Annotated in this window: 27 protein-coding genes; 12 read left to right on the forward strand and 15 right to left on the reverse strand. The window is 60.7% G+C overall.

Features of this window, described 5'->3' with window-relative positions:
* Positions 1-18: 18 nt before the first annotated feature.
* Positions 19-813, reverse strand: a complete 795-nt coding sequence (locus P3M64_RS09655) for a glucosaminidase domain-containing protein (protein WP_165886188.1) — start codon at positions 811-813, stop codon at positions 19-21.
* Positions 814-1,056: 243 nt separating this feature from the next.
* Here P3M64_RS09655 and P3M64_RS09660 point away from each other — a divergent pair, with 243 nt between their 5' ends.
* Positions 1,057-1,308 (forward strand): hypothetical protein, encoded by a 252-nt coding sequence (locus P3M64_RS09660; RefSeq protein WP_132937546.1) that lies wholly within the window; start codon positions 1,057-1,059, stop codon positions 1,306-1,308.
* 155 nt (positions 1,309-1,463) lie between these two features.
* Here the strand turns inward: P3M64_RS09660 and P3M64_RS09665 are convergent, their stop codons facing one another.
* The gene (locus P3M64_RS09665) at positions 1,464-2,696 is read right to left on the reverse strand and encodes an argininosuccinate synthase (protein ID WP_132937545.1); all 1,233 of its coding nucleotides are present in this window, start codon (positions 2,694-2,696) and stop codon (positions 1,464-1,466) included.
* 157 nt (positions 2,697-2,853) lie between these two features.
* Here P3M64_RS09665 and P3M64_RS09670 point away from each other — a divergent pair, with 157 nt between their 5' ends.
* Positions 2,854-3,987 (forward strand): alanine racemase, encoded by a 1,134-nt coding sequence (locus tag P3M64_RS09670; protein WP_132937544.1) that lies wholly within the window; start codon positions 2,854-2,856, stop codon positions 3,985-3,987.
* Positions 3,988-4,018: 31 nt separating this feature from the next.
* Here P3M64_RS09670 and P3M64_RS09675 read toward each other — a convergent pair whose 3' ends face one another.
* The 4 genes from P3M64_RS09675 to rlmN form a co-directional block, all read right to left on the reverse strand.
* The gene (locus P3M64_RS09675; protein ID WP_132937543.1) at positions 4,019-4,744 is read right to left on the reverse strand and encodes a DsbA family protein; all 726 of its coding nucleotides are present in this window, start codon (positions 4,742-4,744) and stop codon (positions 4,019-4,021) included.
* Between the two features lie 55 nt (positions 4,745-4,799).
* Complete coding sequence (locus P3M64_RS09680) at positions 4,800-5,345, reverse strand: carboxymuconolactone decarboxylase family protein (RefSeq protein WP_132937542.1); 546 nt, start codon at positions 5,343-5,345, stop codon at positions 4,800-4,802.
* A 467-nt stretch (positions 5,346-5,812) separates the two neighbouring features.
* On the reverse strand, positions 5,813-6,394 hold the full coding sequence (locus P3M64_RS09685; protein ID WP_132937541.1) for a TetR/AcrR family transcriptional regulator: 582 nt from the start codon (positions 6,392-6,394) through the stop codon (positions 5,813-5,815).
* 168 nt (positions 6,395-6,562) lie between these two features.
* Positions 6,563-7,666, reverse strand: a complete 1,104-nt coding sequence (rlmN, locus tag P3M64_RS09690; protein WP_132937540.1) for a 23S rRNA (adenine(2503)-C(2))-methyltransferase RlmN — start codon at positions 7,664-7,666, stop codon at positions 6,563-6,565.
* Between the two features lie 225 nt (positions 7,667-7,891).
* Between rlmN and P3M64_RS09695 the strand changes: the two genes are divergently transcribed.
* Positions 7,892-8,968 carry an asparaginase gene (locus P3M64_RS09695; RefSeq protein ID WP_132937539.1) on the forward strand — a complete coding sequence of 359 codons (1,077 nt, stop codon included), beginning with the start codon at positions 7,892-7,894 and terminating at the stop codon, positions 8,966-8,968.
* Positions 8,969-9,004: 36 nt separating this feature from the next.
* A complete protein-coding gene (locus P3M64_RS09700; RefSeq protein ID WP_132937538.1) occupies positions 9,005-9,751 on the forward strand; it encodes a hypothetical protein in 747 nt (248 codons plus the stop codon).
* Between the two features lie 3 nt (positions 9,752-9,754).
* Here P3M64_RS09700 and P3M64_RS09705 read toward each other — a convergent pair whose 3' ends face one another.
* Positions 9,755-10,348, reverse strand: a complete 594-nt coding sequence (locus P3M64_RS09705) for an RNA methyltransferase (RefSeq protein ID WP_132937891.1) — start codon at positions 10,346-10,348, stop codon at positions 9,755-9,757.
* Positions 10,349-10,648: 300 nt separating this feature from the next.
* Here P3M64_RS09705 and P3M64_RS09710 point away from each other — a divergent pair, with 300 nt between their 5' ends.
* On the forward strand, positions 10,649-11,107 hold the full coding sequence (locus P3M64_RS09710) for a DsrE family protein (RefSeq protein ID WP_207893071.1): 459 nt from the start codon (positions 10,649-10,651) through the stop codon (positions 11,105-11,107).
* A gap of 341 nt (positions 11,108-11,448) precedes the next feature.
* Positions 11,449-11,889 (forward strand): DsrE family protein, encoded by a 441-nt coding sequence (locus P3M64_RS09715; RefSeq protein WP_132937537.1) that lies wholly within the window; start codon positions 11,449-11,451, stop codon positions 11,887-11,889.
* Between the two features lie 76 nt (positions 11,890-11,965).
* Here the strand turns inward: P3M64_RS09715 and P3M64_RS09720 are convergent, their stop codons facing one another.
* Together P3M64_RS09720 and P3M64_RS09725 are read right to left on the reverse strand one after the other, a co-directional pair.
* Entirely contained in the window at positions 11,966-12,904 is a 939-nt protein-coding gene (locus tag P3M64_RS09720; protein WP_132937536.1) for a DMT family transporter, read from the reverse strand.
* A gap of 124 nt (positions 12,905-13,028) precedes the next feature.
* Positions 13,029-13,256 carry a DUF1127 domain-containing protein gene (locus P3M64_RS09725; protein ID WP_132937535.1) on the reverse strand — a complete coding sequence of 76 codons (228 nt, stop codon included), beginning with the start codon at positions 13,254-13,256 and terminating at the stop codon, positions 13,029-13,031.
* Positions 13,257-13,550: 294 nt separating this feature from the next.
* Between P3M64_RS09725 and P3M64_RS09730 the strand changes: the two genes are divergently transcribed.
* Positions 13,551-14,450 (forward strand): transcriptional regulator GcvA, encoded by a 900-nt coding sequence (locus tag P3M64_RS09730; protein ID WP_132937534.1) that lies wholly within the window; start codon positions 13,551-13,553, stop codon positions 14,448-14,450.
* Positions 14,451-14,524: 74 nt separating this feature from the next.
* Here P3M64_RS09730 and P3M64_RS09735 read toward each other — a convergent pair whose 3' ends face one another.
* Both P3M64_RS09735 and P3M64_RS09740 read right to left on the reverse strand, forming a co-directional pair.
* Positions 14,525-16,534, reverse strand: coding sequence for an acetoacetate--CoA ligase (locus P3M64_RS09735; protein ID WP_132937533.1), 2,010 nt, complete (start codon positions 16,532-16,534; stop codon positions 14,525-14,527).
* Between the two features lie 14 nt (positions 16,535-16,548).
* Positions 16,549-16,833, reverse strand: coding sequence for a YciI family protein (locus P3M64_RS09740; RefSeq protein WP_132937532.1), 285 nt, complete (start codon positions 16,831-16,833; stop codon positions 16,549-16,551).
* 218 nt (positions 16,834-17,051) lie between these two features.
* Between P3M64_RS09740 and P3M64_RS09745 the strand changes: the two genes are divergently transcribed.
* The 3 genes from P3M64_RS09745 to P3M64_RS09755 all read left to right on the forward strand — a co-directional run bounded on the left by P3M64_RS09745 (position 17,052) and on the right by P3M64_RS09755 (position 20,130).
* Positions 17,052-18,035 (forward strand): DMT family transporter, encoded by a 984-nt coding sequence (locus tag P3M64_RS09745; RefSeq protein ID WP_132937531.1) that lies wholly within the window; start codon positions 17,052-17,054, stop codon positions 18,033-18,035.
* Positions 18,028-18,972, forward strand: a complete 945-nt coding sequence (locus tag P3M64_RS09750; protein WP_132937530.1) for a DMT family transporter — start codon at positions 18,028-18,030, stop codon at positions 18,970-18,972. Before P3M64_RS09745 ends, P3M64_RS09750 begins: the two co-directional genes overlap by 8 nt.
* Positions 18,973-19,188: 216 nt before the next feature.
* Positions 19,189-20,130 (forward strand): DMT family transporter, encoded by a 942-nt coding sequence (locus P3M64_RS09755; RefSeq protein WP_132937529.1) that lies wholly within the window; start codon positions 19,189-19,191, stop codon positions 20,128-20,130.
* A gap of 7 nt (positions 20,131-20,137) precedes the next feature.
* On the opposite strand, the gene P3M64_RS09760 is transcribed toward P3M64_RS09755, so the two are convergent.
* Positions 20,138-20,440: a 4a-hydroxytetrahydrobiopterin dehydratase gene (locus P3M64_RS09760; RefSeq protein WP_132937528.1), complete on the reverse strand. Its 303-nt coding sequence runs from the start codon at positions 20,438-20,440 to the stop codon at positions 20,138-20,140.
* A 97-nt stretch (positions 20,441-20,537) separates the two neighbouring features.
* On the opposite strand from P3M64_RS09760, the gene P3M64_RS09765 reads away from it, so the two are divergent.
* Both P3M64_RS09765 and P3M64_RS09770 read left to right on the forward strand, forming a co-directional pair.
* Positions 20,538-20,978, forward strand: a complete 441-nt coding sequence (locus tag P3M64_RS09765; protein ID WP_132937527.1) for a metallopeptidase family protein — start codon at positions 20,538-20,540, stop codon at positions 20,976-20,978.
* A gap of 69 nt (positions 20,979-21,047) precedes the next feature.
* The gene (locus P3M64_RS09770) at positions 21,048-23,600 is read left to right on the forward strand and encodes a Lon protease family protein (protein WP_132937526.1); all 2,553 of its coding nucleotides are present in this window, start codon (positions 21,048-21,050) and stop codon (positions 23,598-23,600) included.
* Positions 23,601-23,700: 100 nt separating this feature from the next.
* Here P3M64_RS09770 and P3M64_RS09775 read toward each other — a convergent pair whose 3' ends face one another.
* The 3 genes from P3M64_RS09775 to P3M64_RS09785 form a co-directional block, all read right to left on the reverse strand.
* Positions 23,701-24,795, reverse strand: a complete 1,095-nt coding sequence (locus tag P3M64_RS09775) for an alkene reductase (protein ID WP_132937525.1) — start codon at positions 24,793-24,795, stop codon at positions 23,701-23,703.
* 220 nt (positions 24,796-25,015) lie between these two features.
* Complete coding sequence (locus P3M64_RS09780) at positions 25,016-25,612, reverse strand: TetR/AcrR family transcriptional regulator (protein ID WP_207893070.1); 597 nt, start codon at positions 25,610-25,612, stop codon at positions 25,016-25,018.
* 29 nt (positions 25,613-25,641) lie between these two features.
* The gene (locus P3M64_RS09785) at positions 25,642-26,145 is read right to left on the reverse strand and encodes a hypothetical protein (RefSeq protein ID WP_132937523.1); all 504 of its coding nucleotides are present in this window, start codon (positions 26,143-26,145) and stop codon (positions 25,642-25,644) included.
* Positions 26,146-26,258: the final 113 nt, after the last annotated feature.

Raw genomic sequence — 26,258 nt, forward strand, 5'->3', positions numbered from 1 at the left:
TCCGAAACGATGCCGGGGTTACGGGCGGGGAAAATCGCGTAGGCGCACGGCGTTGAAATCCGACAGATTATTGTGCCTGATGACTTGGCGAACGGACTCGATATAAGCCCTCTTGCGTTCGGAATAGGGTTCCAGATGTTCGGCCAGGGCGAGGCCGGTGATCGCCGCGCCGCGCGCGCGCAAGGCGCTGCGCCGGGCGCGAAAATCGGCGTAGGCCGGATTGGAATTGAGGTTCGCCATATAGGCGCGCACCGCGGCGGCGATGGTGGGGAAGGTGCGGACCTTGAACGATCCGTCGCCGCCGTCGGGGACGATTCCCGATTGACGGTCGTCGTAGGTGCGTTGACCAAAAAAGGCATTGCCCTCGCGCGTGAACCGCGAGGTTCCCCATGCCGATTCGATGGCCCCCTGGGCGAGGGCGAGGGATGTCGGGATGATATCCACCCGATCAAGGGCCTTTCGGGCGTCGGCGTCTCCGGCGTGGGCTTTTTTCTCCAATGCGGCGCGCTTTGCGCGGAGTCGCCGATTTTCCATGATGATGTGCGGCAGCAAGATACGAATAAACATATCCTTACGCGCCTGGAGGTCGGAAACTTTGGAAAGATCGGCCCGTAGGCTGACCAAGAAGCGGTGGGGGGGAACGACGCCGTTTTCGCGGACCGCGTTCAAGTCGTAATCAATATTCTTGCGGACATCCGCCAGGGTCTGGCGCGGCGATGACGTTCCCCAAAAATATCCGGCGATCGCCCCCGCTAAGACCAGGGCAGCGGCGGTGGCGATAACCCGTCGTGGATTGGGTGGGGGAGGTTTCATTTCGGTTTTTCGATTTGCGGGCATGAAGTTCAGGCGACCACGATTGACGCCGTTAAGTCAATACGGTCGCGGGTGTCCCGGCCACCGCCGCCCCATCGCCGGGGAGAGAAAAACAGAAAAAACGCCATAAAGGGGTGAAACATGGAAAAAGGCGCTTATATGGGAGTCTACCGTGTCAATGAACAAAAACCGGTCCGCCGAGCGATGGCGTCGTCTCGAAAAGAGATCGGAAAGGTGGTGGTCATGGCGAAAGCGCTTGCGTGTGGCAGTATTTTACAAAATGCGTTGCTTCATATGGAACAGGGAAATACAGCCCTTGCGAATTCGAGCTTGAAGGCGTTGGTAGGCTGTCCCTGCGATAAAAATAAAAACAAAAACTGCATATACGCCGACGATTGCGCCGTCCAGGACGTTATCGAGGGCTTTCATCAGATTCAGGGCGGTGGCGGCCCCTCGCCGGCGCCAAGGCGGGCGAGTTTCGCGCAGGCCGGGTGACTTCGGCCCCGCAATACGACCCCGCAACACGATCCCGCAACACGATCGTGTACCGCGTAAAATTGCGCGGGGATGTTTCGTTTTTCTTCGCCGCCACCGCCCTTGTGCCGCCAAGGGGCGGGTCGTCGAGGCGTCCGCGCGCCGATGCGGGAAGTCTAAGCGCCTTTGCGCACCTTGCCCAGCAAACGCAGCCGGAGCGCGTTGAGGCGAATGAAGCCCTCGGCGTCGTGTTGGTCGTAGACCGAATCTTCCTCGAATGTCACCACCGCTTCGTTATAGATCGAATTGGGCGACTTGCGTCCGGTGATGATGACGTTGCCCTTGTACAATTTCATGCGCACGGTGCCGCAAACCGGCGCGGACGCCGCATCGATCGCCGCTTGCAGCATCTCGCGCTCGGGGGCGAACCAGAACCCGTTATAGACCATTTCGGCGTATTGCGGCATCAGGGCGTCTTTTTGGTGCGCCGCGCCGCGGTCCAGGGTGATCGATTCGATCGCCCGACGGGCGTGCTGCAAGACGGTGCCGCCCGGCGTTTCATAAACGCCGCGCGACTTCATGCCGACGAAGCGGTTCTCGACGATATCGATGCAGCCGATGCCGTTGGCCCCACCCAGGGCGTTTAGTTTGGCGAGAAGGGTCGCCGGGGAAAGAGCCTCGCCGTTGACGGCGACGGGATCGCCCTTGTCGAAGTCGATGGTGATTTCGGTGGGCGTGTCAGGGGCCGCCATCGGGGTCACCATGCGCGACAGGATCAGGTCGTAATCGGGTTCGGCCCAGGGGTCCTCAAGGACCTTACCTTCCGAGGAGATGTGCAAAAGATTGGCGTCCTGGGAGAACGGCGCTTCGCCGCGCTTGTCCTTGGGCACCGGAATTTGGTTCTTTTCGGCGTATTCGATCAGGCGGCTGCGTGAGGTCAGATCCCATTCGCGCCAGGGCGCGATAATCTTGATATCGGGGTTGTTGGCGTAATAGCCGAGCTCGAAGCGGACCTGGTCGTTACCCTTGCCGGTGGCCCCGTGCGCGACCGCGTCGGCGCCCACTTCGCGGGCGATTTCGATCTGGCGCTTGGCGATCAACGGTCGCGCGATCGACGTGCCCAAGAGGTAGGCGCCTTCGTAAAGGGCGTTGGCGCGGAACATCGGGAAGACGTAATCGCGGACGAATTCCTCGCGCAGGTCCTCGATGAAGATCTGCTTGATCCCCATCATTTCGGCCTTCTTGCGTGCCGGCTCCAACTCCTCGCCCTGGCCCAGATCGGCGGTGAAGGTGACGACCTCACAGCGGTAGGTATCGCGCAACCATTTCAAAATGATCGAGGTGTCCAATCCGCCGGAATAGGCGAGAACCACTTTTTTAATGTCTGCGCTTTTAATGTCTGCGCTCATCGGTAACGTCCCTTGTTGATTGGGGCTGAAGCCGCGAGGAATGAAATGAAGGCTTTACAAATCGCGGCAAATCGCGCGCAGTATAGGGCAATTGTCAAGCAGGGCAAGGGGGCGCACGTGTCCAAATACGACGTGCGCCCATCCATAGGGGGGGAACATGGATATCGAAGGGTTGATCACCCCGGCGTTGATCCTTGACCGGCGACGCCTTCTGTCCAACGCGGCGCTGATGCGCGATCGCGCAGGACGCCTGGGGGTGACGTTGCGTCCTCATATGAAAACCGCCAAGTCTCCCGAAATCGGGCGCATCGCCTTGGGGTGCGACGTCGGCGATGCGGATGGGACGGGGCCGGTTACGGTATCGACCCTGCGTGAAGCGGATTATTTTCGCGGCCACGGCTTTAACGATATTCTGTACGCCGTCGCCATCGCGCCCGGCAAGCTCGATCAGGCGGCGGGCATGATGTCCTGGGGGCTGGATCTGAAAATCGTCACCGACACGGTGCAAGGCGCGCGCGCCATCGCGGCGCACGGATCGCCCTTTCAAGTGCTCATCGAGATTGATTGCGGAGATCACCGGGGTGGTGTGGCGGACGGCGATGCGGCGCTGCTTGAGATCGCCGCCGCCGTCGAGGACGGCGGCAAGGCGAAAATTTGCGGCGTGATGACCCACGCCGGGCAGTCTTACGATTGCCGCACCCCCGAAAGCATGGCCGAGGTCGCCGAGATCGAGCGCCGGGCCGCGGTGGACGCCGCCGATCGATTGCGCGAGGCGGGATTTTCCTGTTCGATCGTCAGCGTCGGCTCAACGCCGACGGCAACCTTCGCCCGCGACTTGAGCGGGGTTACCGAAATCCGTCCCGGCGTTTATATGTTCTCGGACCTGTTTCAGGCGGCCATCGGGACCAGCCGGATCGACGACCTTGCGGTTTCCGTGCTCGCCAGCGTCATCGGTCGTCGTGAAGGCGACAATATGGCGTTGATCGACGCCGGTGGCCTCGCCCTGTCGAAGGATCGCTCGGGGGCCGTTCTCGATGACGATCCGGGATATGGGCTGGTGTGCGATCCCTTGACGTGCCGCCCGATCGGCGATTTGCGGATAAGCGCGGTGAGTCAGGAGCATGGCCGGGTGACCTCTCCTTCGGGTACGCCGCTGACCTTGGAAATCGGATCCAAGGTGCGTATTTTGCCCAACCACGCTTGTATGACCAGCGCGGCCTACGAGGCTTATCACGTCGTCGATGGAGGGGATGAAATTATCGCCCGTTGGCGGCGTTGTAACGGTTGGTGAGGGCGGGCTCGCCGCCGCTCGAATGCGGGCTTTACGCCGCCAGCCATTCGTCGAGCAACGGGGCCAGGGCCGCGAACGGGCGATAGCCCAAGGTCAAAAAACCATATTGCCCATTTTCCACGCACAGCACTGCGGGAAAGCCGCCGACACCGTATGTGCGGGTTTTTTCGAAATCGTGTGTCGTGCGTCGAAGGGTTTGTGGGTTCTCTAGCAAAGCCAGAAATGCGTCCCGGGGATAGCCTTCTTGTTCGGCGATATCGGCGAGGACGATATTCTTCGTGACGTCGCGTCCACCGGCGTAGAAGGCCTTTTGGACGGCGGTGAGGTAGGCGATTTCCCGTTCCGGCGTATGCCCGGGCGCGCCGGCGCGCGTCGCCACGACGGCGCGGCAGGCGGGCAGAGTATCGTAAACGAAACCGTGATCGTCGAAACGGGAGAAGTCGAACGGCTGGCCGGTTTGCTTATGGACGTGTCGCCAATGTCCGGCGATGTCGTCGCGCATCCCGGCGTTCCAAGGTTCGCGGGCGCCGGTACGCAGACCGCCCATTACCAGTTCCAGGTGCGCCGTCCCTTTGGCGGCGTCGGCGATTTCTTCGAGAACCGGAGCGAATCCCCAGCACCACGAACACATCGGGTCGGCAAAAACGAGAATGGTTTTTCCCTGGGGCGCGTTCTGGGGCGCGTTCTGGGGCGCGTCGCCATCCGCTGCGGGATTTATTTCGCGCCCGCCGCCGGGGGTTGGGCAGGAGGTGGCCATGGGTTTCTCCGTTAACGTCTTATTGTCGGGACCGAGGGCGTCCGCTCACGGGATCTCAGGCGCGCCTTGCGAAGGCGTCGTCGAGAGGCGGCGCGGTCAGGTGTTCGACATAATCGCCCAACGTCTGCGTCGCAATCGCGAGGGCGATATCGAGAACCTGATCGCGCGTATGTCCGGCGACGATAAAATCGTTGACGTCATCGCGCGACACGCGCCCGCGGTTGCGCACCATCTTAGCGGTAAAGTCGCGGATCACCGCCAGCTTGGGGTCCAATATGGGGCGGTCTTCGCGTACCGCCGCGATGATTTCGGGGGAAAGTCCCGCCGCCCGCGCGGCCTGGCTGTGGGCGGCGACGCCGTAAGGGCTTTGATCGGCGCAACTGACGGTCAGGCAAATCAAATGTTGTTCCGCACCACTGAAGGCGCTGCTTTCGAGCTGGCGGCAGGCCTCATCGTAGGCGGTGATGGTGCGCGGCGAAAGAGCCATCGCCGCCAGCAAATTGGGCACGAAACCATTTTTGCTTCGCCGCTCGGTCATAACCGCGCGCGATCCCTCGGGGGCGGTGTCGATGGTGTGCAAAGTGAAGGAATGATCGTGCATGGTGGAAATCCTTATCACCGAAAAACGGCCCTTCGGGGCGGGGGGGGTAGGTCGGCGCCTTATTTTCCTCGGGTCGATTTTAGCCCAATTTCGCCGCGCCGGTCGGAGGTTCGCGGTACATAGACACGCGGCGCGTGGCCACCGCACCGATTTTTTTGAATGATCGGTTTAAAATTGCATCGCCAGTAAAGCAGAACCGCCGTCCCGCCGTCAAATACTCAATAATAAAAATATTGAATGGTCGTTCAAAAATATATGATCATAAAAAATATATGATCATAAAAGCGGGGTTTTTTTGTGACGATTTAAAAGAAGCGCTCGGGGGAACCTAGTGGATCGACTCCGACGTTTCGCTCCCGCGAACCATCGGGCCGACCACTATCTATCTTTTTGTTGCAGTTTGATTTTTTCACACATTCGTGCCCAATGGCGTCGGACTCAAACGTTAAACGCAAACCACGAGGTTCTCAATCCAGACTGTCCAGCGCATTCTTGACGATATCGCGGATGATCTCGGGGTCGGGGTTGGCCTTTGCGACGACCAAGATACCTTGGGTCACGCCGACCAGGAAGCGCGCCAGGGGGCGGGCTTTTTTATCGGGGTTGATCTCGCCTTTTTTCTGGCCGCGTCGAATGATTAGGGTGAACGCATCCTCCAGCGCGCCCAGGTTGTCACGCATCCACCAGGCAATGTGTTCGTCCCGATTGGCCAATTCGGCGGCGGTGTTGGTCATCAGGCAGCCGCGGTTGAGGGCGTCGTGTTTGGCGCGTTTGTAAAGGTTCTTGAAGAACAGGCGGATGGTTTTACGCGGGGGGCCGTCGCGGGCGGTCTCGATCAGGCCCTGCGCCGCCGAACGTTCGGCATAGCGCTCCATCACCGCGGCGAACAGGCCGGCCTTATCGCCGAAGGTGTTGTATAGGCTGCCCCGATTGACCCCGGTGGCGTCAACCAAATCCTGGATCGAGGTGCCCTTGTACCCTTTGGCCCAAAAGGCCTGGGTCGCGTGCTCGAGAAGATCGTCGGGATCAAATTTGCGGGGCCGGGCCATGCGGCGTTCCTCTGGACATTCCTTGGACGCCCTCCAGATCGTTTTCGAGGGCGCCCCTTTTTCTTTCGGGGTTATTTTAGAACACGCCGACAAAAAGGAAAGCCCCGCCTTCGGGCGCGCCGCGTCCGGGCCCTTGCGCGCGAGGCGGTCGTGAAATGCGCGCCGTCGTCAGGCGGCGTTGACGGTTCTGGCGTTTTCGCGTTTTCGGGCGTGCTCGCTGGCCGATTTCAATTGTCCGCAGGCGGCCATGATGTCGCGTCCGCGCGGCTGGCGGATCGGGGCGGAAAAGCCCTCATCATTGAGGATCTGTGAAAATTTGCGGACCCGGTTGTTGGATGAACATTCGTAATCCGTCCCCGGCCAAGGGTTGAAGGGGATCAGATTGAATTTAGCGGGCACCGCGTACATGCGCATTAGGCGCGCCAGTTCGCGAGCATCGGCATCGGAATCGTTGACGTCCTTGATCATCACGTACTCCATGGTGATGCGCCGGGCGTTGGACGCACCGGGATAATCGCGGCACGCCTTGAGCAACTGGTCGATCGGATACTTGCGGTTGATCGGCACCAGGATGTCGCGGACCTCGTCCCTGGGGGCGTGCAGGCTGACCGCCAGATCGACGTCCAGTTCACGGCCCAATCGGCCCATCAGGGGGACCACCCCCGAAGTGGACAGCGTGATCCGGCGCTTGGAAATGGCGATGCCTTCGCCGTCGGTGAGAATACGCAGCGCCTTGGCGACATTGTCGTAGTTCATCAACGGCTCGCCCATGCCCATCATCACGATGTTGGTGATCTGCCGTCCATCGACACCGGAGGGCCATTCCCCACGTTGGTCCCGCGCCAGCATGACCTGGCCGACGATCTCCGCCGCCGTCAGGTCGCGCACCCGCAGTTGGGTCCCGGTGTGGCAGAACGCACAATTGAGGGTGCAGCCGACCTGCGAAGAGACGCATAAAGCGCCGCGGTCGGTCTCGGGAATGAGCACGGTTTCGACTTCGTTGCCGTCGTCAAAGCGCACCAACCATTTGCGCGAGGCGTCTTCGGAGACCAAGGCGCGCGCCACCTGGGGGCGGCCGACGACGCAGGTTTCCTTGAGGTTGTCGCGTAGTGACTTCGACAGGGTCGTCATCTTGGCGAAATCGGTCTGGCCGCGATGATAGATCCAGTGCCAAACTTGGTTGGCGCGAAACGGCTTTTCACCGATGCTGGCGAAGGTCGCAACCATTTCCTCACGCGAAAGGCCGACCAGATTAATGCGATGATCCATCATGATGCATCCGTATACTCCGATTGTCACCATTTGGCAAAGATGAAAAACGGATCAAAACCCGCATTCCGGGCGACGTTGGGAGGGCGTCGCCTTGGTTCTCGGCTCTCGGTGTTCGCCAATGTCCTCTTGCGGCGGCCCGGCGATGACGATAAAGCAAGGCATCGTCGGTTCCACCCCAATCGCGAGGGAGTGCGCCGACAGTTCCAAAGAGCGAAAGGTTAAGACATGAACGCCGATAAGGCCGCTGTTCCCGAAATTCCGATTTTGTCCGCGAACCCGATTTTAATCGAAGCCGAGCGCGGCGAGGTTGTCGAAAATATTTATCGCGGAGCGTTCGCGGTGGTTGGCGCGGATGGCCGCACGGTCGCCGGTCGGGGCGACATCCACCGTCCGGTGTTTCCCCGTTCGGCGGCCAAACCGTTACAGGCGCTGGCGTTGGTCGAAAGCGGGGCGGCCGACGCCTTCGCCCTGCGTCCACGGGAAATCGCGCTGGCCTGCGCCTCTCATAGTGGCGAGGCGGTCCATGTCGCGGCGGTGCGCGCTTGGTTGGAGCGCCTCGACCTCGGGGTGGGCGATCTGGAATGCGGCGTGATGGAGCCTTACGACACCGATACGGCGCGTGCGCTGTGCACGAGCGGGGGCGTTCCCAATGCCTTTCACCATATGTGTTCGGGTAAGCACAGCGGTTTTTTGACCCTGGCGAAACACTTGGGGGGGCCGACCCGGGGCTACATCGAGGCCGACCACCCGGTGCAGCGAAGGGTGCGCGCGGTGATCGAGGAGATGAGCGGAGCGCGCCTCACGCCCCATGTTTGCGCGACGGACGGTTGCGGCATCCCGACCTTCGCCCTTCCCCTCGTCGCGTTCGCCGCCGCCCTGGCGCGTCTTGCCCAACCCCGAATCAAGCCCCAGAATCAGGTCTTCGCCGCCGAACGCATCGACGCTTGTCGGCGGGTGTGCAAAGCGATGGCCAGCCATCCCGATCTGGTCGGCGGTCGGGGCCGCTTCGATACCCGCGCCATGATCGCCACACGCGGGCGGGTGTTGCTGAAAAGCGGGGCCGAGGGCGTCTACGCCATGATCGCCCCCGAGGCGGGCCTGGGGATCGCTCTTAAAATCGACGATGGCGACAAACGGGCCTCGGAAATGGTTGCGGCGAACCTTCTTAACGCCTTGGGCCTGCTCGACGGTCCCGCCCGCGACGCCCTCAAGGAGGACCTGGAATGCCCGTGGTTAAATGTCGCCGGCAAACGCGTCGGCGTGATCCGCCCGGCGGGTGATGCTTTTAGCGCGTTGTTGTAATGCGATAACGGCAACGAGGAGGGATTGAGGGTGGGAGTGAACATCAAAAAAGCCCGCGTGGCGACGCGCAGGTGGCTGCTCGAAACAAAGTTGGGGCGCCTTATCCTGCTTTTTATCGCCCCGCTTGTCCTTTTGCCGGACGACCTTAAGGGAAACGGTCTTTATAGCCGGTTTGGCGGCGCCTTGAATATCGCCGGGCCCGCGAGCGCCTTTTTTGGCTACGCCATTGCGAAGTTTTTGGGCGTTTTGATTATGCTTGTGCCATACCCCACCATGCTTAGTCTTTCCTCGGCATACCGCGTCTTCAATAAGGCTGAATGGGAATTGCGCGTCGCCGGAATCGTCATCGCTTTCGTTTGTATATTTTTATATGCCGGGTTTTCGTGGTTCTTCGAAAAAGGATTTGGGGCGGTGAGTCGGAAGCTTGTCGGTTCAAGCAACCCGCCCGGCTTTAATTATTTCGTCCTCATGGGCGCGAGCGGGTTTTGTTGGGCCGGGTCGATGCTGTTTTTCGTGTCGTTATTGGCGCCGGTCGTACAGGACCGGGGGATCGCTGGGTTAAGCGCACGCGTTTCGGCGCATCCTTGGTGGGGCCTGACCGCCACCATCGTCATGATCCTTCTTTGGGAACGGAAAAATTACATGAAAAGCCAGGCCGCACGACAGATCTACGCCAACGGGTGGATAGCCTTCGGGCGGAATATAATCTTTTTTCTCCTACTTGTCGGGATGATACTTCTTGTACTTGTCGGGATGATACTTGGCCTTACCTACCCGCGGTGATCTTTACGTCTTCTCCAGCGACGGGTCGTCGAAGCCGGGGCCGGTCGGGGCGGCTTCGCGGAAGGGCTCGGCCCGGGTGCGGAAAATCGGGCCGCCGTGGACGTGTTCGGGCAGATCCTCGGTCGGGCCGCCGGGGCGCATCGGTCGGGGGGCGAAGCGGCCCAGGGCGATCGTGCGGTCGTACATCACGATCGCCGCGGCGAGCGAGACGTTGATGCAAAACCGGGTTGGAATTTTGATAATGTGCGCGCAGCGGGCGGTCATTTCAGGCGACAGCGATCCCCGCTCGGGACCGAGGACATAGGCGGCCCGCCCCGGATGGGTGAAGCTGGGCAAATCGACGGCGTCGTCGGTCAGTTCGATACCGACCAAGGTGCACCCCGCGGGCAGAATCATGTGGTCGAGATCGGGAAAGGCGTAGTAGGGTACATGGCCGGCGGCGTCGGAGGTGTCGGCGCGTTTCATTCGAGGCCGGGCGTAATCGCCCGCGACGGTGAACACGAAACTGGCGCCGAAGGCGTGGGCGGTGCGAAAAATCGCGCCGACGTTCATCGCCTTGTTGATGCGCTCGGCTCCAATGGCGAAGTATCCGCGCATGGTCACATTTTACTCCAAGCTCCCGGTCCCCGAGGGCGTTTCCCAATTGTGTCGGAAGATGACGAAAATGGCCCGATATCGCAACCCTTGAGAGGGTTCTTTTTAGAATGTCTAAGGAAAATTAGGGACAACCCCAATATTATCCAGGAAAATAAAGGGGCAGTATGATGGCCGAAAAACCTAAAGTTAGCTTTGATTTTTGACGGTTGATGCGCGCACGGTGGAGTTGCGCCACTCGAACACGATGTGAGCCGCAGAAGAAAAAAAGCCCAGTCTGTTTGTTTAAATTGGAGAGTATCTATGCTGAAAACAAAGATGATGGCCCTGGGGGCGTTGCTTGCCCTGTTTTTGGGCGCGCTTACGCCGACCCAGGCCCGTGCGGCCGATCCGGCCCAGCACCGGATCGTGATTCAGATCGACAACAACAATAAGGCGCTGATGAATTTGGTGCTGAACAACGCGGCGAACGTCGATGCCTATTACAAAGCGAAGGGCGAGGACGTCCAAATCGAAATCGTTGCATATGGTCCCGGTCTGAACATGCTGCGCGCCGACAAATCGCCGGTCAAGGCGCGGATCGCCAGCTTCGGCGAGAACTTCGACAACATCCGTTTTTCGGCCTGTGACAACACCCTGGAAAATATGGCGAAAAAAGAAGGTAAGGTGCCCCCCCTGGTGCCCCAAGCCAAACATGTGCCGTCGGGTGTGGTGCGTATCTCGGAACTTCAGGAACAGGGTTGGAGCTACGTGCGCCCCTAATTTGAAGCCGCCGGAATTATCGGCGCGAGAATGAGAAAACGGCGGAGACGTCCAGGTCCTTATGTCGGGAAACCTGGACGTCTCCGCCGTTTTTTTGTGGGTAAGGGAGAAGGGCGATATCTCGCGTTTTAGTGTGGATTCCCTGAGAGAAGTTAGGGACAACCCTAATATTTTCCATGTGTTACAACGGGCAATATATATTCGAGAAATTCTAAATTTGATTTTCTCTTGTGGAGAGAGTGAGAATAGCGACACCGTTCCGCTCAATAACAAAAAGGAACGCAATAAAAAATTCGGTCACTTCGTTCAAATGGGAGGTCTATATGTTGAAAACGAAAATAATGGGTTTGGTCACACTGGTTACGCTGTTTTTGGGTGCGTTGCCCATGGCTCAGTCCGACGCCGCCACGTCGATGGGGCACCGGATTGTGATTCAGGTCGATACCGGCGATGCGCCGACGATGAATCTGGCGCTCAACAACGCCGCCAATGTCGATGCCTATTACAAGGCGAAGGGCGAAGAGGTTCAGATCGAAATCGTCGCTTTCGGCCCCGGTTTGAACATGTTGCGCGCCGATAAGTCGCCGGTGAAGAAACGCATCGCCAGTTTTGGCGAGAATTTCGATAATATTCGCTTTTCCGCCTGTGATAACACACTGAAGAAAATGACGAAAAAAGAGGGGAAAGTGCCACCTCTGGTTCCCCAGGCTCGGCATGTTCCGGCGGGCGTGGTGCGCATTTCGGAACTTCAGGAGCAGGGCTGGAGTTACATTCGCCCCTAAGCCAAGTTTGACCCAGAACCACCGTTCCGTCCGGTGCGGTGATAAAACGGCGGCAGTCTTTGGGAGGATCCTCTCGTTAGGAGGAATTTTCCGAGGTTGCCGCCGTTTTTTTGCGTGCGACGAAGCGGATCGCGGCGTCAAGCTGGCTGCGCCGGGCGAGCACGAGGATATTGCCGATCAGCACGAGCGCGACGCCGAAGACGGCGACATGGGGAAAGCGGTAGCCTTCGAAGATCGACGACAGGCTCAACGCGATGATCGGAAACAAAACCGTGGCGTAGGCCGCCCGCCCAGCCCCGATCAGGCGCAATAAGGTGAGGTAGCAGCCAAACGCGATGACCGACCCGAACAGGGCGAGATACAAGATCGAGCCGACATAAGTCCAGGAAATGTCGAAGGTAAACGGGGTGCCGCTGAACGCGGCGAAGGCGATCATGAACCCCGCGCCGTAGGCCATGCCGACGGCGTTGGTCTGCATGACGGGAAGCCCGGTCTTGATATTTCGGGCGGCGGCCATGTTGCCGAGCGAGGCGATTATCGTGGCGAGCAGGCTGAGAATCAGCCCGTGGACACCGCTTCCGGCCAGTTCGAAGCCCTGGATTTCAGGCCAAAACACCAAGGCGAGGCCGCCGATGCCGATCAGTGCGCCCACGAACACGCGGGGACTGACCGGGGTTTTGAAGAACAGTGCGCCGAAGAAGATATTCATGGCGACGATGGTCGAAAAGGCCACCGCGACCAGGCCGGTGGTCATGATGCCGCTGGCCAGATAAAAGATGTAATAATTGCCGGAAAACAGTAAGAGCCCTTGAAGGGCGATCCACGTATGGTCGCGCGCGGAAAATCTCAAGGATTTCCCGCGCAGCAAGCACCATAGGGACAACACGACGGCGGCGATGGCGAAGCGATAGCCGACCGAAACCTCGGGAGCGACGGTTCCAAGCTGCAATTTAATGGCGAGCCAAGTCGAGCCCCAAATCAGCACCGTCGCTCCGTAGAGTAGAAAAATTTTCATCACCGACGCCTCCCACAACGTGTTGTTTTATGTATCGCCAAATCCTCCCTACGAACAGCGATACCACAAACAACGCGCCCATCTTTTTTTGTGTGGGCTTCACGTCGGAGAGATGTTGGGTCGCTTACGGCCGCCAGAACGGCTTGCGCACCTCCATATAAGCGTCGGCGCGGGTTAGGCCGATATCGGCCAGCATGCGATCGTCCAGGTGCAACAAAGCTTCGCGGCCCTGGTGGCGCTTAACCCAAGTATTGACGGTCTTGACGAGCGAAGTCAGGACGGCGGCGCTTTTCAGCGCATCGTTGGGGAGAAAATGACCGTGGGTGTTTGCGGTAGTGGTGTGTGTACTCATGACGTTTACTCTCGTAGGGGGTTTTTTGTTAGGTCCAAGGTAGTCCCGGCGCACCCTTCTTCACAAACGACGAATTTTCATTAAACGATTAGTTTTTCTAATGATATAGAGAAACCTAGGCGTGGATGCGCCCGCCCATGCGATAGAATCATGGTTGATATGTTATAAATAGAGTTCTGAGACGGTTGGCGCGGCATATTTGCGCTTGGGCGCGACTCTCGCCGCCCCTTTGACAAGGGGGAAAACCCCCCATAACGGATAAAAATTATTCATTATTAAGAGGGTATTCCGACCATGCCGAGACTGTTGCCGCCGCTGAAACAATTGCGCACCTTCGAGGCCGCCGCCCGCCATCTCAGCTTTACCCGCGCCGCCGAGGAGCTGGGGGTGACCCAGGCCGCGGTGTCCCATCAGATCAAGACCCTGGAGGACCAACTGGGGCTGCCGCTTTTTCGCCGCCTGAAAAAGACGCTGCTTTTGACCGACGCCGGGCAAACTCTATTTCCCGCCGTCAGTGCGGCCCTGGACGATCTTGCCGATGCGCTGGAGCATGTTCGCGCCCAGGACGCGGGCGGGGTGTTGAACATCACCACCCTGCCCTCGATCGCCACTAAATGGTTGGTGCCGAAGTTGGGGCGTTTTCGCCGCCGCCATCCCGATATCGACGTTCGCCTGTCCACAGATTATGAGATCGTCGATCTGGAGCGCACCGGCTACGATCTGGCGATCCGCTACGGTAAAGGAGAATGGCCGGGGTGCGTCGCCTGGCCGTTGTTGCAAGAAGAAATGTCGCCGGTGTGCAGCCCGTCTTTACTGGAGGGGGATATCCCCTTGGACAAACCCGAGGATCTCGCCCGTCATACCCTGTTGCAGGATGCGGGCATCGACTGGCGACTGTGGTTCGAGGCGGCGGACGTGCGCTGCGATCATCCCGAACGGGGGCCGTGGTTCCTCGATTCCGGCCTCGCCGTGCAGGCGGCGGTTGAAGGCCAGGGTGTCCTCCTGGGGCGCAGCACCCTGGTCGCCGACGACCTGGCGAGCGGACGCTTGGTCAAGCCGTTCGATATCAGTCTGCCCGCCGAATACGCCTATTACGTGGTGTGTCCGCGGGCGCGCGCCGACAGGCCCAAGATCAAGGCCTTCGTCGAATGGATTCGCGGCGAGGTCGCCGGACCCGCGATCGCCGCACCGTAACGTCCCCCCGATCGCGAACGGGGGGCGACGCCAAAGCGTCACGCGGCGCGCCATCAGATTAATAGGTCCTGATCCTAGTCTCGGAGTTCGGGGCGGTTGGCGAAGTGTTCCAGGGCCTCGGGGTTGGCCAGGGCCTCCTTGTTCTTGATGGCGCGACCGTGAACGACGTCGCGCACCGCAAGCTCGGTGATCTTGCCCGATTTGGTGCGCGGGATATCGGGAACTTGCAGGACCTTCGCCGGAACATGGCGCGGCGTGCAGTTGGCCCGGATCTGGGCGCGGATTTTCTGGATCAACGCGTCGTCCAGGGTCAGGCCGTCCTTCAGGCGCACGAACAAGACCACGCGCACGTCGCCGTCCCATTGCTGGCCGATGACGATGGCTTCTTGGACGGCGTCCATCTTTTCCACCTGGCGGTAAATCTCGGCGGTGCCGATACGCACCCCGCCGGGGTTCAAGGTGGCGTCCGAGCGGCCATAAATGACATAGCCGCCGTGCATCGTGCGGGCGACATAATCGCCGTGGGTCCACACCCCGGCGAAGCGCTCGAAATAGGCGCTTTTATATTTGGCGTCGCCGGGATCGTTCCAAAACGCGATCGGCATCGACGGGAACGGCCGGGTGCACACCAGTTCGCCCTTGCGGTGTTCGGAGGCGTCGTCGTCACCGCCGTCGTCGGGGGCGAGGGGGCGACCGTCGTCGTCGAACACCTCGACCGCCATCGCCAGGCCGCGGCATTGGATTTCGCCGCGCCACACCGGGGCGGTGGGATTGCCCAGCAGGAAACAGCTGATGATATCGGTGCCGCCCGAAATCGAGGCGAGATGAAGATCCGGCTTGATGGCGTCGTAGACATAATCGAACGCCTCGGCGACCAGCGGTGATCCGGTGGACAGCATCGCGCGTAGCGTGCTCAGGCGGTGGCTGTCGCGGGGGCGAAGCCCGGCCTTTTTCAGGGCGTCGATATACTTGGCCGAGGTCCCGAAATGGGTCATCGCCTCTTTATCGGCGATGGCGAATAGGGCGTTGCCGTCGGGATAAAAGGGCGAACCGTCGTAGAGTAGAAGCGTCGCCTGCGACGCTAGGGCGCTGACCAGCCAGTTCCACATCATCCAGCCGCAGGTGGTGAAGTAAAAGACCCGGTCGTCGGGCTTGATGTCGCTGTGCAGCAGGTGCTCCTTGGCGTGCTGTAGCAAGGTGCCGCCGGCGCCGTGGACGATGCATTTGGGAACTCCGGTGGTGCCGCTGGAAAACATGATGAACAGGGGATGGTTGAACGCGGTCATGACGAAATCGATAGCGTCCGGCGCATAGGGGGCGATGAAGTCGTCGAACGGCACGCCGCCGCGAACGGAAGACGCATCGGCCGCGGGGAAGGCGTAAGGCACGATCACGCATTTTTTCACGCTGGGCAATTGGGAGACGACCTCGGCGGTTTTGCCCAGGGTGTCGTGGGATTTGCCGTTATAGTAATAGCCCGCCACCGCGATCAGGACCTTCGGTTCGATCTGACCGAAGCGGTCGAGCACGCCCTGGACGCCGAAATCCGGCGAACACGACGACCACACCGCGCCCAACGATGCGCTGGCGAGCATGGCGATGATGGTTTCGGGCATGTTGGGCATGTAGGCGGCGACGCGATCGCCCTCGGTTACGCCCGCCGCCTCAAGCGCCTGGGCGAAGCGCGATACCCGGTCGTACAGTTCTTTGAACGACAGACGGTATGAGACTCTATTTTCGCCGTAAAAAACCAGAGCATCGGCGTCGTCGCGGCGCTTGAGCAGGTTTTCGGCGTAATTCAGCCGTGCATCGGGAAACCACTTGGCCCCCGGCATTTTGTCGCCGTCGATGAGGACGTCGTCGCCCCAAGTGTCGGCGGCGACGGCGGCGAAGTCCTTCAGCGAAACCCAGAACCGTTCCGGCCGTTCGAGGGCGAAGCGCTCAAGGTCGTTCCAGTCGTCGATGGTGACGTTCCAGTCGTCTTCCACCGATTGCATGAAGGCGCTCGCATTGCTTTCGCCGACGCGTTGGGCCGATGGAGTCCACAGGGGACCGGGGCGGGATACGGGGGAGGATGGAGTCATGGGGGGTGCTCGCGCTAAAAACCTTGTTTAAAGGGGCGGATGTCGATGTTTCGCCAGACGTCCCCGGTGGCATAGGGGTCTTCGGCGATCAGGGTGTCCAGCGCGGCGCGGCTCTCGACCTCGAAAATGACCGCCGATCCGATCATCGCGCCGGCGTCGTCGAGAATCGCCCCGCCGTGCAGCAAAACGCCGTCCTCGTGCAGTTTCGCCGCCCGGCTCATGTGGGCAGGACGGGCTTGTCGGCGCCGTTCCGGGGCGTCCGGGTCGGCGCCGTCGAAGGCCATGACGATGTATCTCATGGTTAAACCTCTTTGTCTGCAGTAGGGCGGCGCATGGGAATAGGTCCGAGTATGGGGCCGGACACTACACGATGCAACCCGGCCATGATGATATCGGCATGGCTTTTTATGCCCCCCTTGCGTAGGGTCTTAGACTGGGAGGATTTTCGGTTTCTTCCGTTTTTTCACCGGTCCGCGCGCCTGGGCGCAACGGTGCGGATGTGGCGTTCGGACAGGGCATGAAACGATTTTGGTTTGAAAATACGTACCTTCGTGAACTGCCTTCCGGCACGCGTGGAACGTTGTGGATGGTGCTGGCGTGCCTGATGTTCGGTGCGCTGGCGGTTCTCATCCGCCGTGTGGCGCAGCAGGTCCCTCCCTTCGAGATCATTTTCTTTCGTAATTTGGTGCAGGTGATTTTTTTTGCGCCCTGGCTCGCCGTGCGCGGATTTTCCGTGATGCGCACGGCGCGAATCAAAACCCACGTCACCCGTTCGGCGATCGGGGTTATGGCGATGGTCTGCTTCTTTCCCGCCCTGGCGGTGCTGCCCGCGGCGCAGGCGATTGCGATCAGCTTCACGACGCCGCTGTTCGCCACCATCGGGGCGGCGCTGTTCCTGCGCGAACATGTCCGCGCCCGGCGCTGGACGGCGATCGTGATCGGTCTTGTCGGGGTCATGGTCATTTTACGCCCGGAAGCGGCCGCCGTCGGGCGCGCCCAAGGATTGGTCGTGTTGTCGGCGATGTTCATGGCGGGCTCCATCTTGTTGACCAAGAGCATGACGCGGACCGACGATCCCAACGTCATCGCGGCCTATACCGGGGCGTTGATGACGGTTTTTTCGCTGCCTTTGGCGCTTGCCGTGTGGCGCACGCCCGATCTCGAACAGGGAAAATGGCTGCTGGCGCTGGGCCTGACGGCGACCCTAGGGCAGGTCGCCTTCAATCGCGCCTTCAGTCACGCCGACGCCTCGGCGATCATGGCGTTGGATTTCCTGCGCCTGCCGGTGGGGGCGATCATCGCCTTCGTTCTATTGGGTGAACGGCCCGACCGGTGGACGATCGTGGGGGCGGTGGTGATTTTTTCCAGCAGCCTTTACATCGCCCGGCGTGAAGCCCGGATGGCGCGCCGGGTTCGCCATGCCCAGGCGATGACCCTCGATCCCAGCGTTGTCGCCGAGGGGCCGATCCAAAAGGTGCGCCCGGAGGCGCATAATGATTAAGGCGGCGATGAAACGGATAGGAAAAAAACCGTCGGCGCCGACCCAGGGCGCGCTGTGGATGATCGCGGCGTGTGTCTGCCTGGGGGTGTTGAACGTGGCGGTGCGCTATATTTCCCAGGAACTGCATCCGTTTCAGATCGCCTTTTTCCGCAACGCCATGCAGTTGCTGATCATGCTGCCGTGGGTGTTGTCGCGGGGGGTCGGGGTGCTGCGTACCAAGCGGTTGCGCGGGCATTTTCTGCGCTCCCTGTCGGGTCTGGCGGCGATGCTCAGCTGGTTTTCGGCGCTTGCCCTGATGCCGGTCGCCGAGGCCACCGCGATTACCTTCACCGCGCCGCTGTTCGCAACCATGGGGGCGGCGCTGTTCTTGGGGGAAAGCGTCGGGCGACGACGCTGGGGGGCGACGGCGGTCGGCTTCGTCGGCGCGATGATTATTTTGCGTCCCGGCGTCGGTAGTTTCGATGGGGCGCATATGCTGGCGATCATGGCGGCGGTGTTCATATCGGCGTCGGGGCTGATCATCAAAAGCATGTCGCGCACCGACGCGCCCAACGTGATCGCCGCCTACATGGGCATGTTCATGACGATTTTATCGCTGCCGTTCGCCCTGTTCGTCTGGCGGACGCCATCGGCGCACGCCCTGGGCTGGGCCGCCGTGATCGGCATCTTGGCGACCAGCGCTCAACTGTGCCTGAACCGGGCGTTTCGGGTCGCCGACGCCTCCGCCGTGGTGCCGTTCGATTTCGTCCGTCTGCCCGCCGCCGCCCTGGTGGCCTATATTGCTTTCGGCGAAGCGCCCGATATGTGGACCTGGGTCGGGGCCGGTGTGATTTTTACCTCGGGGGTCTATATCGCGCGGCGCGAGGCGCGGCTGCACGCCCGAATTTTAGCGATCCCAGGGCCTGCGGTTTCGGGGATTGGCCGCGATCGCTCTTGAGGCCCGGCGACCGTCTCCCGTCCCGCCCGGGCATCTCCCCAGGAAAAATTAACCCTGTCTAGTGGCCGGAGATTTCAAGAATACAGTGCTGTTATCAGCACCTTAAGCGCGCATTTCTAAAGAAAAAACATTTTAAGATTGAACAAGGGGGTATTCCATACCGACATTAGGGGCATTAGGGGCAACGATGACGTTTACCTCGAAAAGGAATCCCCCATGCGTGTTCGCCGTCATACTTTTCTTTTTCCCAAAATGGGAATTTCATGGCGGCTTTCCGCCCACGGGCGGGCGGTGGTGTGGATGTTGGTCGGTTGTACCTGTTTGGGCGTCGTCAATGTGGCGATCCGGGGCGTGACTCAGAAAATGCCCGTTTTCGAGGTCGTCTTTTTTCGTAACTTGACCCAATTTCTGCTTTTTCTTCCGCTTTTGGGCATTCGGGGCGTGGCGATGGTGCGCACGGCGCATATCCGCGCTCATTTGGCGCGTTCGGTATCGGGGCTGGCGGTGATGCTGTTTTGGTTTTCCGCGTTGTCGATGATGCCCGTCGCCGAGGCGACGGCGTTGAGTTTTACCGCCCCTTTGTTCGCGCTGATCGGGGCGGCCGTGTTTTTGGGGGAGCGTGTCGGCGGGGCCCGTTGGATCGCCACCGCGACGGGGTTCGTCGGGGTGCTGATCATCACGCGTCCCGGGCTTCAGGTGCTTGACGTCGCCCACGGCCTGGCGCTCGCCTCGTCTGTGTTCATGGCGGCGTCGGCATTGATGGTGAAAAGAATGACGCGCACCGATTCGTCGGGCGTTATCGTTTTTTATATGGGGCTGTTTATGTCGATGCTCTCCCTACCGTTCGCCCTGGCGGTGTGGCAAACGCCCGACCTTTTGGTTTTGGGGGATGTTTTCGTGATTGGTATTTTAGGAACGGCTGGGCAATTGGCGCTCGGTCGGGCGTTCAGCGGGGCCGAGGCGTCGTCCCTTGTGGGGTTGGATTTCGTACGCCTGCCGGTGGCGGCCTTGGCCGCCTATTTAATGTTTTCCGAAACGCCGGATATTTGGACCTGGATCGGAGGGCTGTTGATTTTTGTCGCCGCCATGGGGCCTCGCCGCCGCCGCCGCCGCCGTGAGGCGTTACCATCCGCGGGGGTGGAGGCGAAGGCGGGCTGATCTCGAATCAGGTTTGCGCCCGCGCGAAGGCGCGGTCGATCGCCTTGGCCAAGGCGATATCACGGGTGGTGAGGCCTTTGGCCTCGTGGGTCGTTAGCGTGATCTCGACCCGGTTGTAGGCGTTGCGCCATTCGGGGTGATGGCCCATTTTCTCGGCTTCGAGGGCGATCCGGGTCATGAAGGCGAAAGCCTCCTTAAAATCTCGAAAACGCAGACTTCTGCATATCGCGTCGCCCTCATCGGTGGCGCGCCACGCCGTCAGATTTCCCAAGGCCGAGGCGCGGTCATGGGCGGACAATTTCTCGATCACGATACAACCCTCCTTTTCATTCTTCCGCGACCTTCCGTGACGCGGGATGGACATGCGCGCCCTTGGCCTGGGCGTCAAGGCGGAGTACCTTTAAAACATGACAACGCCGCCCGCGTCTTTCCCGCCCGAGACTCCCGCGTTCGATTCGGCACCAACGCTGGACGATCTCGAACGCCTCGCCCACGAAGCCTTCGCCGAAATTCCGGAGGCGTTGCGCCGCCATGTCGTGGACGTGGTGTTTCGCATCGATGATTTTGCGCCCGCGGACGTGTTGGGCGACCTGGGGCTGGACAATCCGTTCGATCTGATGGGCCTGTATCACGGCGTTCCCTTGGGGGAGAAATCGGTGATGGCGAGCGCCGCCGATGTTGACATCATATTCCTTTATCGTCGGGCGATTTTGGATTACTGGTGCGAAAGCGGCGAGAGCTTGCCCCATATTATCCGCCATGTTCTGATTCATGAAATCGGGCATCATTTCGGCTTCAGCGACGCGGCGATGGCGGCTTTGGAGGGTGGCGTTCCCGAGGATGCGTGAGATCATCAAGGACCACGGAGCGGGCGTGGCGATGCGAAAAAGCAGGCCGAACAAATCAGGAAAGTCTTTATGAATCAGCCGATAAAACCGCTTAGCGCGAAAACTCTTTACACGTCGTGCACGTTCGCCGACGAGACCTTTAAGACCACCGCCGATCTGCCGCCGATCGACCGGATACTGGGTCAGGATCGCGCTGTTCAGGCGGTGCGCTTCGCCATTAAGATGGCGCACGACGGCTATAACCTGTTCGCCTTTGGCCCCGAGGGCACCGGCAAGTACAGTCTGATACGGGGTTTTCTTGAGGACCACGCCAAACAACGCGCCGTCCCTTCCGACTGGTGCTATGTGCATAATTTCGACGCGCCGAATCGCCCGCACGCCCTGCCCCTGCCCGCGGGGCGCGCGTGTGCGCTACGCGAAGACATGCGCCGCCTGGTTGAGGAATTGACCCAGGCGATCCCCGATGCTTTCGAGGGTGACGACTACCGTGCGCAGCGCGGCGCGATTGACGAGGATGTTAAAAAGCGTCACGAGAAGGCCTTTTCGTCCTTACAAAAACGAGCCGAAAAACGTGGCGTTGCGATGATCCGCACGCCCACGGGGCTGGGCCTCGTTCCGCTCAAGGCGGGAGAGGTCATCGCTCCGGACGACTTTCAGAAACTCCCTAAGGCCGAGCGCGAGCGGTTGCAAAAGGCCCTTGTCGAATTGCAGGAGGAGCTGGAGGATATCGTCGCCGAAATTCCCAAATGGGAAAAAGAGAAACGCGCCCTACTCAAGAAGCTGAGCCGCACCATAACTCAGAACGCCGTCGGCCACCTGATCGACGAACTGGAGAAGCAGTGGAGCGACTTGCCGGACGTGCGGGTCTATCTTGAGGCGGTGCGCCGCGATGTGGTCGAGCATGCCGCCGATTTCCTCGGTTCCGAACAGCCGCAGCAAGCGCCGGTTTTGCCGACCCCCGCCCCGGCGGGTGCGCAGATGGCGTTTCGCCGCTATCGGGTCAACGTGATGGTCGATCGCTCGGTGGGTATCGAAGCCTCCACGGGAGGGACGCCTGTGGTGAAGCTCAAGGTGTCCGAGACCGAGACGTGCGCCAAGGAGGGCGCGCCCGGCGCGCCGGTCGTCGATGAGGAAAATCCGAGCCAGCCTAATCTGGTTGGACGGATTGAGCACACCAGTCAATTCGGTGCGTTGATGACCGACTTTAATTTGATCAAGCCGGGCGCGTTGCATCTTGCCAACGGGGGCTATCTGATTATCGACGCGCACAAGTTGTTGACTCAACCCAATGCTTGGGACGCCCTGAAGAGTGCGTTGCGCGCCCGGCGTATCCGTATTGAGACGCCGGCCCAGTCGCTGGGATGGATCGGCGCAGTCTCGTTGGATCCCGAGCCGATCCCCCTCGACGTCAAGGTGATCTTGATCGGAGAACCCAAGCTTTATTACTTGCTTAATGAGCATGACCCCGATTTTCGCGAGCTGTTCAAGGTTGCCGCCGATTTCGCCGGAACAATGACGCGCGACCGGGATAGCGCGCTCCTTTACGCTCGCCTGATCGCCGCCCAGGTGGCGCGCGACGGCCTGCGCCATCTCGACCGCAAGGCGCTGGCCCGGGTCGTCGAGTTCGCCGCGCGCGAGGCGGGCGATGCGCAAAAACTATCGACCCACATGGGAACCATCGTCGATCTGGTGCGCGAGGCCGATTTTTGGGCGGGCGAACGCAAATCGCGCCTGATCAAAGCAGTCCATGTTCAACAGGCCCTCGACGCCCAGGTTTATCGCGCCGACCGCCTGCGTGAATTGATCTGGGAGGAAATCGCGAACGGCGCCCTGGTGATCGAGACCGAGGGCGCGGTGATCGGCCAGATCAATGGCCTATCGGTCATCGATCTCGACGGTTTCGCGTTCGGGCGGCCGTCGCGAATTTCTTGTAACGTGCACCTGGGCAAGGGCGAGGTGGTCGATATCGAGCGCCATGTCGAGTTGGGCGGCCCGCTGCATTCCAAGGGGGTGATGATTCTGGAAGGTTTCATCATGTCGCGCTTTGGGCAGAAACAACCGCTCGCCTTGTCCGCAACCCTGACGTTCGAGCAGTCTTACGGCGGCGTCGATGGCGACAGCGCCTCGGGGGCGGAGCTATACGCTCTGCTGTCGGCGCTGTCGGGGTATCCGATTTCCCAATCGTTGGCGGTTACGGGATCGGTCGATCAGCGCGGTCGAGTGCAGGCGATTGGTGGCGTTAACGAAAAAATCGAAGGCTTTTTCGACGTCTGCGCCGCGCGCGGCCTGCGCGGCGACGAGGGAGTCTTGATCCCGTCGGCCAACGTGCGCGACCTGATGGTGCGCCACGACGTGCAGGCCGCCGTGCGCGCCGGAAAATTCCGGGTTTACGCCGTCGATACCGTCGATCAGGCGATCGCGCTTCTGACCGGTGTTCCCGCCGGCGAAATCGACGAAACCGGGGACTATCCGATCGGGTCGGTCAATCGGGCGGTGGCGCGCACTTTGGATAAAATGGCCCGCCAGGTGAAGATGTTCGCCGCCGGTCCGCAACAATCGATGGCTTCGGGCAAGGGACAACCGGCGCAGGCGAGCGAATGCAAGAAACGCCCACGGCCCTGATGTTCTTGTGTCCCATCGCGAGCCTTGCGGCAGGGGTTCCCCGACCGGGAAAAAGGCCCCGCGACGTATCCGCCGCGGGGCCGCGCCCGTGGGTCGAGGCTTACGCCGGGGCTTCTTCCAGCGCGGGGTAGTCGAGATAACCATGTTCGTCGCCGCCGTAGAACGTCGTCGGGTCGGGGGTATTGAGCGGGGCGTTTTCCTGCAGCCGCCTAGGCAGATCGGGGTTGGCGATGAAGGGGCGACCGAAGGCGACGAGATCCGCCGCGCCGCCCTGCACCGCCGCGTCCGCCCGCGCGCCGTCGTATTCGCCGCAGAGCATCAAGGTCCCGGTGTAGATCGGGCGGAAGGAGCCGCCGGGAATGTTCGGTCCGCCGTGGCGAATGTCCGCTTCCATCGGTTCGACGATATGCACGTACGCCAGATCGTAGGCGTTCAATTTTTCGACGAAATAGCCGAAATGCGCCGCGGGATCGGAATCGCTCATGGAGTTAATCGTGCCGCTGGGCGAAAGGCGCACCCCGACCCGCCGGGACGGCCATATGCTCAACACCGCCTCCAGGACTTCGAGGGGGAGGCGGGCGCGGTTTTCGATGCTGCCGCCGTAGGCGTCGGTGCGCCGGTTGGTGCCGTCGCGCAGGAACTGATCGAGCAGATAGCCATTGGCGCCGTGGACCTCGACGCCGTCGAAGCCAGCGTCCTTGGCGTTTTGCGCGGCCTTGCGGTAAAGCGCGACGATGCCCGGTAATTCGTCGGTTTCCAGGGCGCGGGGGGCGACATAAGGCTTCATTCCCTCATAGGTCGCGACCTCGCCTTCGGGGGCGATGGCGCTGGGGGCGACGGGGAGCGTCCCGCCGGGCTGAAAGGAGGGATGGGAGACTCGACCGACATGCCACAGCTGAAGGAAAATACGCCCGCCCGCCCGGTGCACGGCGTCGGTGACCAGCCGCCATCCGGCGACCTGTTCGTCGCTGTAGATGCCGGGGGTGGCGGGATAGCCTTGACCCTCGGGGGCGATTTGCGCGCCTTCGGTGATCATCAACCCGGCCGAGGCGCGTTGAACATAATAATCGGCCATCATCGGGTTGGGCACGGACCCCTCGCTCGCCCGACAGCGCGTCAAAGGGGCGAGGACGGTCCGATTGGGCAGGTTCAGGTCGCCGATCGTCAGGGGAGAAAATAAGGTGGGGGAAGTCATAGGGCTGTCTCCTGAAAAGGGGGAAAGATGAAAAAGGCGAAAGGTTAAGATCGGGAGTGGGAGGAAAATCTTCGCAAATGTGTGTCACAAGAATGTGTGTCGCGTGAAAGATGTCGTGCCGGGCGGTGGCTGCGGTAGACCGGTCTACTCGACCCGGATTGCGAAAAGCAGGGTCATTTTGAGGCGCCACCCTTGGTGTATCGCCGACACCCTCGGTGCGTCATCCCGGGGGTGGTCTTAGGATATGGCTGAAAAAAAGGTCGGCGAACAAGGCCATCGGTGCGCTGGACTTGCGCACCTTGGCGCGCAAGGTCGCGCCCTGCCACCCGCTAATCAACAGTTCGGCAAGCTGTTCGGGATCACTGTCGGCGGCGATGTCGCCGCGCCGGCGGGCCGCCTCGAAACAGGCGCTGAAACGGCGCGCCCAGTCTTCGAAAATCTCTTCCAGGCGAAGACGGAACGCCTCGTTCTGGCCGGCCAGCTCCTGGCCCAGGTTGCCCGCCAGGCAGCCCCGGTCGTGATCGCAGGCCCGCATGTCGGCGATGGCGGCGGCGAAATAATCGCGGATGCGCTGCAGGGGTGGGGTATCGGCGTTGCCCAAGGTGCGGTCCAGGCGTCGAGTATAGGCGGCGGCGAAGTCGTCGATCACGGCAAGGCCGAAATCTTCCTTGCTGGAAAAATAATGATAGAATGACCCCTTGGGCACCTTGGCGGCGCTCAAGATGGCGTTCAAGCCGGTGCTGTTGAAGCCGCCGCGGGCGATCATCTCGGTGCCGACGCGCAGCAACGTCTCCCGGGTTTGTTTGTGTTCCGCCACTGTCATGACGCCATGAATAGACCGGTCGTCTAGGGACTGTCAAGAAGAGATTTGCGAGGAAGCGCCGGGGTGTACTCCTTAGAATCGGTAAAATGGACACGCGCTTGGGTTTCCTGCGGATGATAATGTCCAAGCAGGACGCTTGCAAATCCGAAGAGTTCCTCGATAGCGTGGGGCCGGAAAAAAAGCGGCGTGGCCGATGCACGCTCAAAGTCCGGGGCTGACGCCGACTCGATTTCTTCGTCGGCGGCGCCCTTCGGGGTTTTGACAAGAAGAAACGAGATGCCCACCCCGACCGCCATGCAGGCCAGGAACACCACGGGGGCTATTAGCCATGTCGCCAGCGTTGCGCCAAAGAAAAAGACATTGACGAGGGAGAGTATCCACAACGCCAGTGAGACCTTAAACCCGTGTTTGAAGCGATGTTTTTTGGAAAGGCAACCCGAAATGATGAAGCCGACCGTCGTAAAGGCGATGTTCCCAAAAGCGATCGCCGCCGATCCTCCCGCCGGGATTGGCGTGTGCCCAATCAAGGAAATGCCGACGACCGCGCCCGATAGGGCCGTAAGGGTGAAAATGATCGCCGCATCCCGAAGTACGGCCTTGATATTCCACATATAGCCCCCCTTTCGTACGCTATGGTGCC

The organism is Varunaivibrio sulfuroxidans (genome assembly GCF_029318635.1).
In the GTDB taxonomy this organism is placed as follows: domain Bacteria; phylum Pseudomonadota; class Alphaproteobacteria; order Rhodospirillales; family Magnetovibrionaceae; genus Varunaivibrio; species Varunaivibrio sulfuroxidans.